A 13,992-nucleotide genomic window follows, 5' to 3' on the forward strand; every position below is an offset into this window, starting at 1 on the left:
TGAAGAACGTCCTTTCCTATATTGTCTTCGATTATAGTAGCATAATGTCTATTCAAATCCGTGTAAATAAATTACAGTTAGAATAACATACATGGTTATAGTTGAGTTCTTAAGCTTATTCGGTAAGTTTAGTGTTTAAGAAAGTTTAGGGTTGGTAGGAAGAGGCGCGAATATACTCAAAAATTAAGGTCTTTCATCATTTTTGAAGTCGCCTAAGTGTTTCTACTTCTTAGTTTTTAAAAGAGCAATACCATTCCAGAGTCGATTCGTAATGCAGTTAAAAAAAGAGAGAAAAGCACCAAAGGCACTTCTCTCCTAAAAAAATAAGAATTATTCGCTTCAAAAGAAACGGGCTTTGCTTAAGAAACAGAAAAACTTTCCTCTTCATTCACGCCATCTCTCTCTGTAAACTCATCCAGCAGCGCACGTACTTCATCAGTAGAGTTTGTACTCATCAGCTCATTCCGCAAGGCACTCGCTCCACTGAATCCGCGAACGTAAATCTTAAAGAAACGGCGAAGCGGTTTGAATATCCGAGGTTCCAGCTCTTCAGAATACTTATCATGAAGATCGAGTTGCAGGCGCAGGAGATCGAGAAGTTCTTCACTGGTATGCTCTTTCTTCTCTGTTTCGAAAGCGAACGGGTTATGGAAGATTCCGCGGCCGATCATTACGCCGTCTACGCCATATTTTTCCACGAGCTCAAGTCCCTTCTGACGGTCAGGAATATCCCCGTTGATTGTCAGAAGTGTATCAGGAGCCACCTCGTCACGAAGCTGCTTGATTTCTGGAATTAGATCCCAGTGAGCATCGAAATTACTCATTTCTTTTTTCGTACGGAGATGGATGGAAAGGTTGGCAATATCCTGTTCCAGGAGGTGCTTTAGCCAGTGGTGCCACTCCTCCACCTCTGTATAACCGAGACGGGTTTTCACACTTACGGGCAGTCCTCCTGCTTTGGATGCCTGAATGATTTCAGCCGCAACATCTGGACGACGGATCAACCCGCATCCTTTCCCTTTGGCTGCAACATTCTGTACAGGACAACCCATGTTAATATCCACGCCACGAAAGTCCATTTCGGCTAGACCAATACTCATGTCCCGGAAGTGTTCAGGATTGTCTCCCCAAATATGGGCGACAATCGGCTGTTCATCTTCCGTGAACGTTAGACGCCCCCTTACGCTGTCGTTTCCTTTCGGATGGCAGTAGCTATCCGTATTCGTAAACTCTGTAAAAAATACGTCAGGTCTCGCTGCTTCACTCACAACATGACGAAAAACGACATCCGTCACAGCTTCCATCGGTGCCAGAACAAAAAATGGTCGCGGCAACTCATGCCAAAAATTATCTTTCATAATATATCTGAACCCTTTCCTTAAGGGAATCCGTGTTCCCAAAATTAAAAAGTGAATATGTTTTTGTCTTATCCATTACCATGCTAGTTTTCAACCATTATATACTTTAATGGTTTAAGACGAAATGTGCAAGGGAACGAGCCGTCTTATTTTGAAGAAGTTAATTGTAGCCAAAACCAATGTGGCGGAGTTGGTAAAGGGAGTGAAAGTAAAGTAGAGGATAATAGACCATGCGATTTTGAATACATAATAAAGGTATGGCTGAGAGCTAGGGTTACGGGGTTATTAGCGTGGAAAAGATTTGGTGGTTCAAGGTTTAAGGGAGGCCGTATCGACTTATCTTTAGACCCTTTTAAATACCTCGTATTAAGAATGGGTTAACGAACCTAATTTATATAAAAAGATGGGCGAAGAATCACCCATCTTTAAAAGTAGCCTCTAATAAAAATTAGGCTGATTTTTAAGGGAGAGAGCTACTTAATAATATTTTATCAAAATTCCTAATTTGTATAAAGGTCTTATTTGACAAATCGTCATCAAGAAGCCTGACAGAGGGGATGGAAGAAAGTATTTCTAACCACTTTTATCCTCCTGATCAAGGGAAAGAATATCTGTGCTTTAGGATAGAAGTTACACCGGTACTCTCCAAGCAAGTCAGTCTATATTGGTTCGCAGTCTCCATTAGCTTAAAATTGAAGGCTCTTAAGCCTTCTAGAAAGTGAAAGAATTCTCCGTAAACAAATTAGAGAAAATACTAAAGGTTTGGTGCCAAACCGTTTAGAAAAGCAATGTTAAGATGAAGGAGACTATAGCACTATGAAGAATAAGGAATAGTTTAAGTAGTCAGGTACATAGCGAAAAGGGAAGTATTAATTAATCCGCGTAACTGAAGGTCAAGATAAAAAGATTTTGTTCCAAATGAAAAAGGGGAAAAAAACGAAGAGTACTATAAGTGGCAGTTTATATATTCCTTAATATATAGCGGGCTATATTCTAAGGATTTTATAGGGACAGAGGTTCGATTTCCTAAAGGAAATAAAAATTCAGCTCCTCTAAGGTTAGATGCAGCTATTTTTGATAGCCCTGATTGGATCGATCGCTACAAGAAATATTGGTTAGAAAGAAGATCTGAAGATTTAGAATGGCTTAACGAACATTTAATTGCCATAGTTGAATTTAAAAAAAATGAAAGAGAAATAGAAAAAGTGTTCAGTGGGCAAATTAAACCAGCAATGAAAGAGAAAGATCCTTCAACTGCATATGTTTTAGGTATTTACTACGATAATTTAGAGAGAACCTATCTATTCCAAAGACGCAATGGGTTTTTTTTAAGGTATGACGAAGCAAAAAACTCTAAAGGAGACGAAAGTAAAACTGGAAGTTTATCGCTAGATATTTCCGATCCATACGATTACTTACCTTCCTACAATGACCTAATAAATCGTGTCAATCGCCCAAACACTATTACCAGAGATAAAAGGGGAGTAGAAGATTTAAACATAATTGCCTCAATCAATACTTCACAGTCTCAAGCTGCATTATCTTTTGTTCTTAGATCATTAGACAAAGCAGGTCTAGTAAATCAGAGAGGATATCAGATTTTAATCCAAACTCTAGCCTTAAAAATATTTGATGAAAAAAGGAATGAACAATATCCTAATAGGTATTTAGAATTCTATGTAACAGATCAAGAAAGAGAGTTTACTGATTTAACCGACGAAAGAATTCAAACTTTTATCGAAAGGCTACGTAATATTTGGGAAAAGGCAGAAGAAAAGTACCAAAAAATCTTAAGTGATCAGGCGATAAACTGGACAAATATTAATCATGTTAGAGCAATTACTGCAATATGTGCTGCTTTTCAAGATTATTCTTTTATTAATTCAGCAAGAACTGATTTGTATCAACTAGTTTTCTATAACTTCGCGAACGCGTTTACCCGAGATGAATCAGCACAATTTTTAACCCCTCTCCCCGTTATTGAATTTATAGTTGACATTGTAAATCCCCAAAGTGATGAGACAGTTCTAGACCCTTGTTGTGGGACGGGGGACTTTTTATCAGTGGCATTTGTAAAATCTGCTGAAAAAAGATGGAAACTAGATGATGCTAACATATTTGGTATAGATGTAGATGAAAGCATGATTATGCTTTCAACTTTAAATATGCTTCTAAACGGAGATGGAGAAGCAAAACTCTTCCACGAACCAGATAAAGGCTCTATCTTAGGGAAAGTTGGTTATAAGCAGGGGATAACAACCCCTGAATTAATTCCATTAGACTTAGACAAACATAAGAATGGTGAATGGGACGCTCCATTTGCAGATGGAAGTAAATTAAAAAAATTCGACGTAATACTTACTAATCCACCATTTGGAGATGATCGAGCATATAAACCTACTACTAAATTTGATAGAGATGTTATTGAATTATATGATACTTGGAATATGGCAAGTAGATCTAAAATCGACTTAGGAATTGTATTTCTTGAGAATGCCTACAGAAGCCTTGCAGAAGGCGGTAGATTAGGGATAGTATTATCAAATTCCTTTGCAGCGGTAAACAAATACCAGGAAGTAAGAGAATGGCTAATGGACAAGATGCGAATAGTCGCTTTATTTGACTTGCCACCTAATGTATTTGCAGAGGTAGACGTTCATACTACAATTATTATAGCTTATAAGCCTAAAAAAGATGAGTTGGATAGACTGAGTGAGCAAAGCTATTCTGTTTTTACAAAAGATATACAAGCGGTAGGTTATGAAAAAAGAACAAGAGAGAGAAATAAGTTTTTTAATCCTATATACAAAGTGAACACACTTGATTTTACAGTCCAAACGGATGAAGAAAACAGACCTATATTAGACGAAGACTTTTCTGGAACCATAAAGGATTTTAGAGCTTGGGCTCTTGGACAAGAGGATAATTTGAAAAAACTCTTCTTAAAAGGAGATGAATAAATTGAATTATTTCAAAGTACCAAGAGAAATAAATAGTAAAAATATAAATAAAAATGATGCATGTTTTTCCCCAAGTAAATACCGTCAATTCGTAGTACCTAATAAAGACACTTCTAAGGTTAAGTATGAGAATTTAAATAAGTTAGTAGTATTAAGGGAAGAAACCTTTAAAATCCATAAAACAGAGCTTTATAAGTATGCTGAAATTGGAGATATTGATGTAAATACTGGGGGAATAGTTTTTAGGAATGTAAGAGGTAACGAACTGTCTAGCAGCAATTTGAAGGTAGCCAAAAAGGAAGATATTTTGATGTCAACTGTTAGAACATACAGAAAAGGAATTGGCATGGTATCTTCCAGTAGTGAAAACCAGGTTACTACTAATGCTTTGATAAATATTTGCGACACCACAAATTATTTTCCTGAAATTACCAAGCGTTATATCTATTCTTTTTTAAGATCTTCCTTCTTTATTGATCAAGTTTGGTCAATGATTAATAGAGGAGTTTATCCCAGAATGGACAAAGGTGCATTAGACAAAATTATTGTGCCCATTCCCGCTGATAAGAAGATTATTGAATATATTTCAAAACTCACAAAAGCGATTGTTGAAAAGGAAGAGCAGATCAGAGCTAAACATAAGCAGATGATTAATAAAATTGAAAGTGAGCTTGAGAACAATCAGGGGAGTGGTAATAAATATATTCATTCCTACCCAACCAACAACGATATTATAACTAGTCGTCGAATGGATGCTAGTTTTTGGTCCGAAAAATTAAAAAGAAAGATACATTTTATAAAGTCATATAAGTACGGGTGCTGGGAATCAATTTATCAGGCAGGATATTTTACAAGAAGAGGTCAGAATTTACAAGTTTCAAATGTTGGTCAAGGATATTACTACGATCATCCAGTAGGTAATTCATATGCCTTGGTATATCCTTCTGATATTAATGATTACATGTCAATTAGTAAGTTTTCGTATTATGGTAATAAGCGAAAATTAAATTATGTTCGAAAAGGTGAAGTGATTTTTGCTGCTAAAGGAAAGCGAGATGTTAGTATAGGTCATTCTTATGTTAATTTAATGAATAGGAAATTTCTGACAAATATTGATGCCTTTTTAATTGATTCAGGTGATATAGAAATGAATATATTCTTAGGGCAATGTTTCAGCTATTATAAACAAATAGGTTTGTTTTCCAATTTATCAGATGCATCAAATGGTGGAAGTTTTGTAGAAAATTACTTTAACTACTTGCCTATTCCTAAGTTTCCAAGTGATAAAGTTAAGGAAATCACCAATCTATATCATAATCCTAGCCCTGAAATGAGCGAGCAAGAGGATGTGAATTTGAATAATTTTGTGGTCTGGCACAGAAGGAGAAATAAAGAGCTCGGGGTTTGGGATTTAGATATGGATTTGAAGACTTTACAAAGCGAATTGGATAAAGTGCAAAACCAATTGGTGAAGGGTGAAGATATTAATATTCCTGGAGAAAATCTGGTTTATAAATAATATTTATATTGGTGATTTTGAATAAATTTACCCAAACCTAAGAGGATTTTCAAATTAATTTGAAAGCTATATGAGTTGGTAAAAGAATAGAAAAACTATTGCTAACCTAGAATCTATTAAATTTTTGCCTAACATTACCTTCCAGTTAAAGCAATATCCAATCATGTGTTTCTAATTTATTTACTTGTTATTGAACTAATTTGAATAGTAAGAACTAGCTTTTCTAAAAAAACAAGAGCCTTCTAAACTTAATTCAAGTGGATTATTAGCGCGGGTAGCTTTATGAGATGAATTCTACAAGTCTTCAACATACAGTGATTTAAAGCACTTCAAAAAATGAAGAAGCCATCAGTGGCGCTATATCCACTATCACTATTATTGACTTAAAAGAAAATAAACCTAGTCTTTTGAAGCGAATTTATCTTCTATTGACTAGGATTTATTTTTTTGGAAATAAATTATTTAATGTAAACCAATTATGGAATGGCATTGCATATCCTCTTTCAGATCTTGAAAATTTATTAGACTATAGTAATTTGACCTATTTTTCTAATGTGGTTACCCTCAAAAATCCGCCTGTTAAGAAAGTTTGGTAATAAAAAAATGGTTGCCGGCTACTGTTGACAGCTATTTTTTTATGTGTCTTTCACGAGGAACGTAAGGCTCCTCGAAATCTTTCGATATTTTTAGTGATAAAAAATTACAACGATTCATTTTTTAAAACGGAAATACTCGAATCCTAAAAATTCTTTATAAATATTTTTGAAAAAATTGACACCAAAGCAGACCTTCCACTCGATTCTAGAGATAAGAAGGTCTATTTTTTATGCCTTCAAAAAAGGAGGAGAAGAATAATTGAATTACTTAAAAGAATTGAACGCGTTTTTAGATCAACTGGAAATGGAGGAGTTATCTTTACCTGCCTCAATGCTTTGGATTTCTCTGATGCACTTCAATAACAAAGTCGGATGGAAAAAAGAATTCGCAGTTCCTACAGCCACGCTTATGACCAAGGCTCGTCTTACGGAGAGCACTTTTAAACGTGCCCGCGCAGAGCTGAAGGAGAAGGGTTACATTAAGCACACTTTTATTAACCGGAATCGTGCACCTTTGTATGAAATGATATCACGCATAAACCAGATCGTGACCGAAGAAGCGGGCGAAGAAGTGAACGCAGGAGTGAGCGTAGGACTGGACGGAGGACTGGGCGCTTTATTTAAAAGAAAAGAAAGAAAAAGAAAAGAGAGAGAGGAAGAAGCGGCCATTGGTACAAATCCTCATGAATTTTACGAACAGAATATCGGAATGTTGACCCCCTATACAGCTGAGAGTATTACCCAGTGGTGTGAAGAGTTGTCCGACGAACTGGTCGTGGAATCGATGAAGCGAGCCTTACAGCATAACAAGCGCTTTTATAAATATTGTGAAGCTATTTTAAAACGATGGCAGGCAGCGGGTGTTACAACACTCAAAGGGGCGGAGGCCCTGACACTTGAGCACCGCCCCAATATAAAAGATGCAGATGAAAAAGAAGACGATGTTTTTGAGCAGATTAGAAAGGAGAGAAATGTATGAACTATGAAGAAGCGGTAGAAGTGTTAAAAACCATTGAGGAAGTGTATGTAGGCAAGTTTTCACTGACGAAAAGGAAGGTTGCCCTCTGGACGACCGAGCTCGAGAAAATGAAATACGATCCTGTGATGAGACGTTTAACGAACCACGTGGTGAAATCACCGTTCCCGCCAACGCTATCAGAAATCGCCGTATATGAGGTATCGGATAATGGAATGGCTGAAAAGATGGCGCGTTGGAAAAAAGAAGCGGCAGAAGTATCGGAGGAAACGAAACGGATGTTTCTTGAGAAACTGGATGAAATGGAAAGGAAGATGGACAAATGATTTTCAATCAACAAGCAGAACAATCAGTTATCGGCACACTGTTAATGGAAGGGTCGCTGATGGATGATGTCATTCTTTCACCGGAACATTTCTCCGATAAAAGGCACTTGAAAATTTTCCAGGCGATGAGAACCGTTTATGAAGCCAATGAGCCGGTCAACATTGTCACAGTGACCACAGTGTTAAAAGATAAGATCAGAGAGGTGGGAAGTGTCACCTATATGACCGAGCTTGCTACATCGGTCCCGACGACGGCTACCTTTAAACATCATCAGCGTCTGGTGCTTGATGCGTACAGACACCGCATCACCAGGGCAGCGGCAATCCGATACGTCAAAGATCCAGGCGATGAAACGTATGATACGTTAAGTGCGAATATGGATTCTTATCGAGAGGTTGGCTTCATAGAAGATGAGGGTTCGGTAAGAGAGGTTCTCATTGAGATTGCAAAGGAAATGAAGACCCCAGTAAAAGATGGTATAACTGGTTTCTCAACCGGATATGAAGAGCTGGATCAAATGACAGGCGGCACCCAGAAAGGGGATTTAATCATTCTTGCGGCCAGACCTTCGATGGGGAAAACGGCATTTGCCCTCAACCTTGCTTCCCACCACTGTAAGGAGGGCGGGAGTGCTCAGATCTTCAGTCTGGAAATGGGGAAAAGGCCGCTTATCAAGCGGATCCTTTCCTCAGAAGCTTTAGTGGATGGAGCGAAATGGCAATCCATGGATTTTAACAAGCAGGATTACATAGACATTCTAAATGTCATGGGGCCAGTATCCGAATGGCAAATCAACATTGAGACTAAACCAAGAACCGTCAGTGAAATCCGTGCAAAAATCAGGTCCCATATGAAGAAAATAAAGAACGAACGCCACCTGGTCATCATAGATTATCTTCAGCTTATGTCCCCCTCAACACGCTCCGAACGTCGTGACCTCGAGGTCGGCATTATTACAAGAGAACTGAAGTTATTAGCTCTTGAGCTTGAGATTCCGATTGTACTACTCTCACAGTTATCCCGCGCTGTAGAGCAACGGCAGGATAAACGGCCGCTCATGTCCGATTTACGTGAATCGGGAAACATTGAACAGGATGCCGACGTGATCGCGTTCCTATATAGGGAGGATTACTACAATTTGCAGGAGAATAATGACAAGATAGAATTGATTATCGGTAAGCAACGGAATGGTCCGGTAGGAAAGGTGAAGCTTCAGTTTCAGAAGGAGTATGGGAAGTTTGTGGGAGATTCATCTCAGCTGGCTATTTATTAATCATTCAATGAACAAGGTTTCTCTCAATCTCTTATTATCTGATTATCGCTTGGTAATACAATTGTCTTCATCAATAAATCAATGGTCGCATTGCTTTTTTCGGCCGTCGATTTATTGATGTTGCGATAGCAGATAAACCAAAATAAGCTATATTAGTACTGGAGGTATAAAAAGGTCAATATTTTCATACTTGATTTGTACCAGGAGTAATTATTTTATAATAGTATTTTATTTTACACCTTACGATTTGAAGAAATTATTTAGGTCTATAAAAAAAGAAATAATATCATTTTTGGAAAAATATGCTATTATTAGAGTGGAAATTATTATTTTCGTAAACAAGTTTTATATTATAATTAGAAAGTTTTATTTACTATGGAAAGGTGCGTGAAAGCTTGCTGAAAATATTGGAGATTATAAAAATAATAACCCCTATCTTATCAACAATAATTTTACTGTTATTATTAAAGCCAAGTTTTTTAACATTTTTTCAATCCACCTCTAGCGAAAAAAAATTACTAAGTAAAGAGGTAGAAATAGCTTATAAAACTTTTTTGTTTCTAGTACTTTTTATTTTATCGCCAGTCCTTTATACTTATCCTTTTTTTGAAAGCATTAATAGTAAATTGCTTTCCTTCCTGGGTGAGGATAGATCTACTAGTCTAATTAAATTTACAATTTGGGCTAATGTTATCTTAGGTTGGGGTTATTACATATTAGTACTTAAATATTTTAAAGAATTCGTTGAATTACGAAGGAGTTATAAGAATGCAAAAAATAAAATTCGTAAATATAGAGATAAAAGAAAAATAACTTATATAAATTTGGCTTATCTAATTACTGCCTTGTTGGTTCTAAATACAATTTTATGTGCATTTTTTATGGGTTTTATTCATTCAAGCCTTTATATTTCAAATAATGAACTTCTAGATGTTATAACAATTATCCTTTTCTCTATTCTCTTATTTCTGCCGAATTTCTTTAGCTATAATTATATTAATACCCCCTTAGTTAAGATACATAAAATTGTTCTAACAGATGGGGTTACTATAGTAAATAAATATTTATCACATAGAACTTTTAAAAATAATATTCTGATTAGGGATCATCCTGATCAGAAGAAAAACAGAAAGCTGATACTGGTTAAGAGTACCGAAATTGTCTATTGGGAGCTAGAGGAAGAATATATTTTTAGAGTCAAAAATAACAAATGATTGATGATTTTCTAAGATGGATACATTTTCTTCCTTTAATGTAGGAAAACAGCCCGCATGGATCTACCATGCGGGCTGTTTTAACTCTTATCTACTTGAAACAGAAGATAAGTACTAGGTTCCTCCCCGTTTCCTTGCTGTGCTTTTTTTATTAATTCTCTGGTGTCATATTGAATTTGGCATAGGAAGAGTAACACGGAAAGGATAAACAGGGCCGACGCTAAAACAAAGTAGGAGGTGGAATGAGTGCCGTTGATGATGTAATTATACGCATCTCCGCCAACATAAGCATTTTTTGGATCTTCGCTATCATTATCAAGCAAATAGGACTCTTCACTGTCCGGGTTATTATAATTGTGTATTCGGTCAAATCCTAAAGTTAGAAAAGTGATGCCGATAAGCAAAAGTATGAAGCTTAGAAAAGTGAAAATTTTTATTTCTTTCATAAGCAAAACTCCTTTGATGTCATGAAATTTCTCCATGGAATAGTTTAATAATGTGTAAGTGTATTTATTCCATATAAGAAGTTGACCTTATCGGGATACCTGATTTTACTAGGTTATTTTTCTTAATTATCCAGAAAATGAGACTTCCTAATTGCCCTTTCCTGTGAAGAGGAGTACAGTGGCACCATATTGAAAATATGCATAGAAAGGGTGGTTGGAATCATGCAAGAAGGATATGTAAAAGTCAACGACGTCAATCTTCATTACGTCACAGAAGGAGAAGGCGAGCTCATGCTGTTTCTCCACGGGTTCCCTTATTTCTGGTACAACTGGCATCACCAGATCGAAGAATTCTCAAAGGATTATCGTGTGGTCGCGGTGGATATGAGAGGGTATAACCTTTCAGATAAGCCGGAAGAAGTTTCTTCTTACGATATGTCGATTCTGGTTGAGGATGTGAAGCAGCTGATTGAAGCCTTCGGGGAGAAGGACTGCATTTTAGTTGCCCATGACTGGGGCGGGGCCATTGCGTGGACACTTGCGTACACGGAGCCAGACTATGTGAAGAAACTGATCATGTTTGATGCGCCTCATCCATACACGTTCAGGCGTGAACTGAAGGAGAATCCGGGGCAGCGCGAAGCGAGCAATTATATGGGCTATTTTCAGCGTACGGACTCGCATGAGAAGCTGCTGGAAAACAATGCGGAGCGGCTGAGAAAAATGATGACGGAACCTGGTAAGAAGAAGGGGTATCTGACCGAAGCGGAGGAACAGAAATACATAGACGCATGGATGCAGCCGGGTGCGATGAAATCGATGCTTCATTATTATCGGGCAGCTTCTTTCTATCCGTTCGAGGAGCACGTGAAACAGCCACTGGATCTGCCTTATCAAATGTTCGAGTCTCCGACGTTGATCATCTGGGGCGATGCGGATCCTGCTTTTGAAAACAGCAATCTGGATGGGGTGGAAGACTATGTCCATGACCTGACGATTCATCGTATGGAAGGGGTCAGCCATGCCCCGCATCATGAACAGCCGGAAACGGTCAATCGATATATGCAGGAGTTCTTAGAAGAAAAGCAATAAGCGAAAGGGCGGTCCTCACGGAGAGGATCGCCCTTTTTTCTATTCAGTAACGCATATCCATACCTCTCCGTTGGTTACTTCGGCGTACACATCCCGGTCGCAGCCGGTTAGGATATGATCAGCTTTCTTCTCTGTGACCGTTTCCTTTGCTCCCTCTTTCACTTGGATCGTTTCTCCGTCTCGTTCTTCGATCTCTCCGTAGTTTTCTACATAGTAGCCGTCGTCGTTCCATTGTTCTAATGCCCTATTGTTTTGCGAGAAGGTGATCTCCCCATCTGCAAGCGTAAATAAAGCTATCAACACTCCTATGAACACGAGTGCCCAGGACCCGTAGCGCAGACGGTCGATTTTCACCCGTGGCAAATCAAACTTGCCCTTCGAAATAGCGATCGATAAAGCTACGCCTCCCGCCGCAATCAGGATCGCTACCACCAGCCAAATCCATACTGTCCCAGTTGATCCGTAATCTCGTAACAGTTCTTCCACACGATCTCCTCCCTATTTTTATAAACTTCCCCTTTCATAGTTTCGAGAAAACGTAAAAAGACCTATTTTTTTACAATATAATAGTTCTTCATTCATGTCTTATCCACGGTTTCTCTTTGTTTTAAAGTTATAAGAAAAGATAATAAGCAAAAGGGCGGTCTTCAGCGAAAAGGATCTCCTTTTTCGTTCTTAATAATATTTTGACCAGGACAAAAGAATTAGAGTAAGATGTAAGAAATAGATTCGGCCACCACGAAACTCTCCAATATGACAAATAAGGGGCAGAAGAGACATGGACTATGTCGTGCAATTTCAAGTGAATATTTTTGCGATCATGATTCTTGCTGTGCTCTTTATCATCATGCGGGCGAAATCCAGGGTGAAAAGCTTCAGTAAGCGGCTGTTGAAGATGATTATGGTGGTTGCGGCTGTGGCGATCGTCTTTGAACCGCTGACCTGGATTTTTGACGGTAAATTCTTCAATGGTGCCTATGTCCTCGAGTACTCGACCAATTTTATTCTGTTTCTATGCGGCCCGGTGCTCGGTGGTCTAATGCTTTCCTATGTCGATTACCACCTGTTTGGAAACCCCTCTCGTGTTTATAGGAGGTGGTTCTACCAGCACCTCAGTTTTCTCACTCTGTTTATCCTGCTCGTGAACCTTATGTATCCTGTTTATTTTGATGTGGACCCTTCCAGCCATAACTACATAAGCGGGGATTATAAAGACTTTCATAACGCGCTTCTAATTGGTCAATACATCGCTATTTGTGTGATGGTGGTTCGTAACCGCAGCAGAATTTCTTCCCCCGTGAAATGGATCTTCCTTATTTTCTTCGCTTTACCCATTGTCGGGATGTTCGTTCAGCTGTTTGATAAGCAGTTGTATTTTTCCTGGACATCGATTGTACTTGTCGTTCTTATGGCGTACACATTTCTTGAATCGGCTGCGACCGAGCAGGATTACCTCACCAGGCTGTATAATCGGCATAGCTATGAAACCTACCTTCAGCACCTGATCGAAAGGGAGCGTGCGTTTGGAATTGTGCTGATCGATTTGAACGATTTTAAACACATTAACGATGAGTATGGCCATCATAAAGGGGACCAGGTCTTAATCGAGTTTGGACGGGTCCTTGTAGATGCCTTTCCTAACCAGGCATTGGCTGCACGGCTTGGCGGGGATGAATTCATCGTCCTTGTAGAGAACGGCAGGGATATTGATACTTATGTGTCCAGCATCCATCGTTTTCTTGAAAAAAGTGATGATCCTTTGTTGCAAAGTTTAAGCTTCAGCTATGGCTACCAGGTTTACCAAGAGGGGAGGTCAATGGATGAGCTGTACACGTCGGTTGATAAGAAAATGTATAACGATAAGCGTTCGAAGCGGTCGATGTAGAGGGGTGATAAGTATGTCATCGGCCTGCTTTAGGAGGGGACCGACTACTTTTTCAGAATTTTAAATCCAGCGGAACTAGAGGATCATAGCGGAGAAAAGAGATATGACAACCAATAGGATTATGCAAAAGTTGATAAAAATCCAGCCAAAAGATTTTTCTTTTTACGAAAAAGAATAGAATGGATCAATCCGAGGAAGATCCTAAGTCTGTGTAACTCGTGAATAAGAAATATACCTACCTTGCCCCGCATCATGAAGGGTCATGCCGGTCCACGTGGGTACATAGCCTAATTTATTGCCTTTATACCTAGTATTAGGTACTATGGATGCACAAAGAATTATGTAT

Annotated in this window: 11 protein-coding genes; 8 read left to right on the top strand and 3 right to left on the bottom strand. The window is 38.3% G+C overall.

Translation table 11 applies throughout. From position 1 onward, the window contains the following. Nucleotides 1–359: 359 nt before the first annotated feature. Entirely contained in the window at nucleotides 360–1,358 is a 999-nt protein-coding gene (locus tag ACTWP7_RS10865; RefSeq protein WP_443123186.1) for a tRNA dihydrouridine synthase, read from the bottom strand. A gap of 1,232 nt (nucleotides 1,359–2,590) precedes the next feature. Here ACTWP7_RS10865 and ACTWP7_RS10870 point away from each other — a divergent pair. The 6 genes from ACTWP7_RS10870 to ACTWP7_RS10895 all read left to right on the top strand — a co-directional run bounded on the left by ACTWP7_RS10870 (nucleotide 2,591) and on the right by ACTWP7_RS10895 (nucleotide 10,223). Continuing rightward, entirely contained in the window at nucleotides 2,591–4,318 is a 1,728-nt protein-coding gene (locus ACTWP7_RS10870; RefSeq protein ID WP_443123187.1) for an HsdM family class I SAM-dependent methyltransferase, read from the top strand. A gap of 1 nt (nucleotide 4,319) precedes the next feature. Then, a complete protein-coding gene (locus tag ACTWP7_RS10875; RefSeq protein ID WP_443123188.1) occupies nucleotides 4,320–5,837 on the top strand; it encodes a hypothetical protein in 1,518 nt (505 codons plus the stop codon). A gap of 855 nt (nucleotides 5,838–6,692) precedes the next feature. Further along, nucleotides 6,693–7,412 (top strand): DnaD domain-containing protein, encoded by a 720-nt coding sequence (locus tag ACTWP7_RS10880; RefSeq protein WP_443123189.1) that lies wholly within the window; start codon nucleotides 6,693–6,695, stop codon nucleotides 7,410–7,412. Next, nucleotides 7,409–7,735: a hypothetical protein gene (locus ACTWP7_RS10885; RefSeq protein ID WP_443123190.1), complete on the top strand. Its 327-nt coding sequence runs from the start codon at nucleotides 7,409–7,411 to the stop codon at nucleotides 7,733–7,735. Before ACTWP7_RS10880 ends, ACTWP7_RS10885 begins: the two co-directional genes overlap by 4 nt. After that, nucleotides 7,732–9,009: a replicative DNA helicase gene (dnaB, locus tag ACTWP7_RS10890; protein ID WP_443123191.1), complete on the top strand. Its 1,278-nt coding sequence runs from the start codon at nucleotides 7,732–7,734 to the stop codon at nucleotides 9,007–9,009. Before ACTWP7_RS10885 ends, dnaB begins: the two co-directional genes overlap by 4 nt. Nucleotides 9,010–9,404: 395 nt before the next feature. Next, entirely contained in the window at nucleotides 9,405–10,223 is an 819-nt protein-coding gene (locus ACTWP7_RS10895; RefSeq protein ID WP_443123192.1) for a hypothetical protein, read from the top strand. Between the two features lie 80 nt (nucleotides 10,224–10,303). On the opposite strand, the gene ACTWP7_RS10900 is transcribed toward ACTWP7_RS10895, so the two are convergent. Beyond that, nucleotides 10,304–10,669, bottom strand: a complete 366-nt coding sequence (locus ACTWP7_RS10900; RefSeq protein WP_443123193.1) for a hypothetical protein — start codon at nucleotides 10,667–10,669, stop codon at nucleotides 10,304–10,306. A gap of 222 nt (nucleotides 10,670–10,891) precedes the next feature. On the opposite strand from ACTWP7_RS10900, the gene ACTWP7_RS10905 reads away from it, so the two are divergent. After that, nucleotides 10,892–11,761, top strand: a complete 870-nt coding sequence (locus tag ACTWP7_RS10905) for an alpha/beta fold hydrolase (protein WP_443123194.1) — start codon at nucleotides 10,892–10,894, stop codon at nucleotides 11,759–11,761. Nucleotides 11,762–11,800: 39 nt separating this feature from the next. Here ACTWP7_RS10905 and ACTWP7_RS10910 read toward each other — a convergent pair whose 3' ends face one another. Next, complete coding sequence (locus tag ACTWP7_RS10910; protein ID WP_443123195.1) at nucleotides 11,801–12,247, bottom strand: hypothetical protein; 447 nt, start codon at nucleotides 12,245–12,247, stop codon at nucleotides 11,801–11,803. Nucleotides 12,248–12,539: 292 nt separating this feature from the next. On the opposite strand from ACTWP7_RS10910, the gene ACTWP7_RS10915 reads away from it, so the two are divergent. Beyond that, nucleotides 12,540–13,646 (top strand): GGDEF domain-containing protein, encoded by a 1,107-nt coding sequence (locus ACTWP7_RS10915; RefSeq protein ID WP_443123196.1) that lies wholly within the window; start codon nucleotides 12,540–12,542, stop codon nucleotides 13,644–13,646. Nucleotides 13,647–13,992: the final 346 nt, after the last annotated feature.

The sequence above is a fragment of the Halobacillus sp. B29 genome, from assembly GCF_052246755.1.
Taxonomy (GTDB): domain Bacteria; phylum Bacillota; class Bacilli; order Bacillales; family Halobacillaceae; genus Halobacillus; species Halobacillus halophilus.